This is a genomic window from Coriobacteriia bacterium (genome assembly GCA_014859305.1).
Lineage (GTDB): Bacteria > Actinomycetota > Coriobacteriia > Anaerosomatales > Kmv31 > Kmv31.
The window spans coordinates 1-3,255 of record JACUUM010000067.1 but is presented as its reverse complement, the minus strand read 5'-3'; the positions used below and the strand labels follow the sequence as shown (position 1 = coordinate 3,255).

At 70.7% G+C, this 3,255-nt stretch carries 4 protein-coding genes; all 4 read right to left on the bottom strand.

From position 1 onward, the window contains the following. The coding region (locus IBX62_09980; GenBank protein ID MBE0477413.1) for an Lrp/AsnC family transcriptional regulator at positions 1–203 on the bottom strand (203 nt) is incomplete at its 3' end. Positions 204–258: 55 nt separating this feature from the next. Then, a complete protein-coding gene (locus IBX62_09975; GenBank protein MBE0477412.1) occupies positions 259–1,794 on the bottom strand; it encodes a hypothetical protein in 1,536 nt (511 codons plus the stop codon). Further along, a complete protein-coding gene (locus IBX62_09970; GenBank protein ID MBE0477411.1) occupies positions 1,791–2,384 on the bottom strand; it encodes a hypothetical protein in 594 nt (197 codons plus the stop codon). The genes IBX62_09975 and IBX62_09970 overlap by 4 nt, the downstream gene beginning before the upstream one ends. Before the next feature lie 40 nt (positions 2,385–2,424). Next, a partial coding sequence (locus tag IBX62_09965; GenBank protein ID MBE0477410.1) for an SPASM domain-containing protein occupies positions 2,425–3,255 on the bottom strand: 831 nt, incomplete at its 5' end.

Below are 3,255 nucleotides of genomic sequence, written 5' to 3'. Positions count from 1 at the left end.
CGGTGCGAGTCGAAGATCGCGCCGATCCGGCGGACGACGCCGCCCTCGCGCAGCCGCGCGACGGACTCGAGCACCTGCTCCGCGTTGGTGCCCAGCCTCTCGCCCAGCACCGCGTAGGGCTCGGGGTCGATCGGGAAGCGGGTCTGGATCTCGTCGAGCACGCGGCGTTCGAGGTCGGTCAGCGTGGTTCTCGTGTGGCTCACGTCGTCCCTTCCGATGGTTGGGGGGCGCGCGAGGGGGCGGGGGCCCCGCGGGCGGTCAGGCCGCCGGCGGCGAGGCTGCTTCCTCCACGGGCCGTTCCGCGGGCGCTCCCGCGGCCAGGGTGTCCCGCGACAGCAGGCCGCCGGCGTAGGACGCGAAGTACCAGAACGCCAGAGGCACCACGTGCAGCGCCACCCGGTTGAAGCTGTCGTTGGTGCTGACGCGCCCGGTGTGAGAGGTGCCGTGCACGAACACGGCGATCATGAAGAACTGGAAGACGGCGTAGAGCAGGAGGCGGTTCCATCTCGCCGATGGGCCCTGGAACGGGAAGAGCAGCGACACGATCAGCGCAAGCACCAGCGCGAACCACGTGACGCCCCAGCCGCCGGAGAAGAACAGGTTGGCGATCATGTTCTTGACCGCGTTGAACACCGGCCCGTAGCGCTGCCTGAACAGCCAGCCGACCAGCACGACGTTGAGCAGCGCCGCCACCTTCAGCATGTTGCCGTCGCTCAGCACCCACCTCGGGATCCTCGACATCGGTACCGCCAGCGTCGCCGCGCCGAAGACGACCGTCGCCGCGAGCAGCGCCAGCGCCGTGCGCCCCTGGAGCTTGCCGTCCCACAACCCGAGCCGGTGGAAGGCCGCGCCGTACGCCGCGGCCAGCGGTACGAGCAGTCCCGCGTACGCCGCGAGCACGCCGTTCCTCGGGATCAGGCCGGCGACGTGGCAGACCGCGAGTAGCGCGAGCGGCACGAATGCGTAAGCGAGCCCGTCGGGGCGCGCGTGCACGAGCCCCGCGGCGGCGGCTCCGGCCACCAGCCCCGCTGCGGCGGGCGAGAGCGCGTGACGCGACCCCGCCGAGAAGGCGCCCGCGGCCGCGAGGACGGCCGCCACGGAGAGCGTGAGATACATGGCGCTGACCATGTTGCTATGCACGAACCAGGTGTGGAACACCCAGGCGGGGATCAGCGCGACGGAGAGGCAGACGAACCCGGTGGCCGCGGCGCGCCGGACCGGCTCGAGGGCGGCGAACGCACCGGCCCAAAGCGCCCACCCGAGGATCGCCAGCACGTGCGCCGAGAACACGGGGTAGACGACGTAGGTCCAGTCGCTGCCCATCAGTCGGTCGGCCGCGTGCAGCGCCGGTATGAGCACCGAGCGCGACGAGATGATGACGTCGCTGATGTGCCCGGTGTCGAAGAGGTACCACCCCGACAGCTCGTAGTGCGAGTAGCTGTCGAAGCCGACCTGGGTGAGGCGGGAAGCCGCCAGCCCGCCGGCAAGCGCGGCCAGGGCGCCTCCGAACCCCGCGTAGCCGCGCCACGACACCTCGGCCGTGCCGTCCGCGCCGAGCCCCCGTGCGGCCGCAGCGACGAAGGTCGCCCATACCGTCAGCCCGAGCAGCGTCGTCCCAGCGCTGGGCGGCGAGCCGGCGAAGCTCCACAGCGACGCCGCGAGCGTCCAGCCCACTGCTCCGACGGGTAACGCCGCCAGGTGGTACAGCACCGGACCCAGCCCGCGCCTGGCCGGGTACAGCGCCGCCCAGCCCGTCACGAGCGATATGCCGACGAGGGCGACGTTGCCGATCACGGCCCCGCTCCTTCCGGCACGAGCACGGCGGGAACGCAGTAGACCTTCTCCCGACGCTCGTCGGTGAACAGGACGACGCGCCCGTCCGGCCGGTCGGAGACCACCCCCACCACGCTCATCGGGTACTCCACGGTGCGGTGCCTCCCGAGGAGACCCGCCAGGACCTCGTCGGACAGCGTCGGATCGTACTCGAACTGCTCGAGGCCCCAGCCGCTCATCTGTTGCAGGAAGTAGCCGCTGTACGTCGCGATGGTCCCGGCTCCCTCGACCTTCGCGAGGTCGTTGAGGTTCCGGGGGCCCGCGAGGCCGAGGATGCGCCCGCCCGCGGCGTCCCGGGAGGCCAAGCCGATGTAGAAGGTGATGAGGCGCGGCTGGGTCTTCTGCTCCAGCACGCCCAGCAGCGAGCCGTCGCTGTACGAGATCCCCGAGAACGGCCAGTGCGCCAGACTGAAGTGCACGGAGTGCACGACGAGGACGGCCGCGAGCGTCGCGAGGACGGCGACGACGGCGAGCCGGCCGCCGCGACGGGCGACGAGAGCGTCCGCGTCGGGGTGCGACGCAGCCTCCTGTCTCGGCAGCGCTTCGGGCATCTTCCTCCTCCTGCGCGGGAGCGCGTGCGCGGCTCGGCCGCTAGAGCGCCGCCCTCGCCCTCTCGCGCCGTTCGGGCTCGTAGACACAGTACGGCTCGGCCGCGAGATAGTCGCCCGTCACGGAGAGCGCCCGGGCGCGGCAGCCCCCGCAGACGGCCTTGTACTCGCAGATCCCGCACTTGCCTTTCAGCAGGGTGTAGTCGCGCAGTTCGTTGAGGACCGTCGACTCCGTCCATATCCGGCTGAACGGCTGTTCCTTGACGTTGCCGAGCTGCATGTCGAAGTAGCCGCATGGCTGGATGTCGCCCACGTGGCTGATGAAGCAGAACGTGATGCCGCCGAGGCAGCCCCGCGTCATGGCGTCCAGCCCGTACTCCTCGCGGGTGACCTTCTTGCCCTCGGCCTTGGCCTTCTGCCGGATGATGCGGTAGTAGTGCGGCGCGTCGGTGGGCTTGAAGTGCAGCGGCGAGGTCTTCTGCCGCTCGTAGGCCCACTCCAGCACCCGCTCGTACTCGCCGGGCGGCAGCTCCTCGTCGAGCAGCTCGCTGCCGCGTCCCGTGGGCACGAGCATGAAGATGTGGAACGCGTCCACGCCGAGGTCCTCGGCGAGGTCGTGGATCTCCTCGATCCGGTCGGCGTTGAGCTTCGTGACGGTCGTGTTGATCTGCACGCCGATGCCGTGGGCCTTGGCGATCCGGATGCCCTGGATGGTCGCGTCGAAGCAGCCCGGCTGTCCTCGGAAGGAGTCGTGGCCGGCCGCGTCCGGGAAGTCGACCGAGACCGAGATGCGCGGGATGCGGTGCTCGCTCATCCTGGCGGCGATCTCCTCGGTGATGAGAGTGGCGTTCGTGCCGATGACCGGCATCGCGCC

What these genes read in the sequence shown, in the direction of transcription:
- IBX62_09970 (MBE0477411.1), bottom strand. Translation starts at nt 2,384, where the DNA reads ATGCCCGAAGCGCTGCCGAGACAGGAGGCTGCGTCGCACCCCGACGCG.